Origin of the sequence: Mesorhizobium sp. (assembly GCF_005063415.1) — a bacterium.
Classification (GTDB): Bacteria; Pseudomonadota; Alphaproteobacteria; order Rhizobiales; family Rhizobiaceae; genus Mesorhizobium.
Map to the genome: position 1 here is coordinate 1 of NZ_SUEG01000321.1, position 308 is coordinate 308.

Below are 308 nucleotides of genomic sequence, written 5' to 3' on the forward strand. Positions count from 1 at the left end.
GATCAATAACGGGCTGGCGTCGCTGTTCGGAGACTGATCCATTCTCATTGCCGGGGTGACGGCATTGCCGTTGGCCGGCGAATTCCTACATGCCTTAAGCAAATCGACCGGAGACAGCCCCCTCGTGAAACGCCTTTTCAACCGCCTGCTGCCGAAATCCTGGCGCTCCGCCGTCGTCACCATTCCAGTCGTCCGGCTGCACGGCACCATCATGCCCGGCGGCGGCCAGTTCCGGCCGAGCCTGTCGCTCGCTTCCACCGCCGGCCTTCTCGAAAAGCTGTTTTCCTTCGACGCGCCGGCGGTCGCCA

At 63.3% G+C, this 308-nt stretch carries 1 pseudogene; it reads left to right on the forward strand.

Annotated elements, in window-relative coordinates:
• Positions 1-124: 124 nt before the first annotated feature.
• Positions 125-308, forward strand: a pseudogene (locus E5W70_RS32285) (S49 family peptidase); the annotation flags it as partial.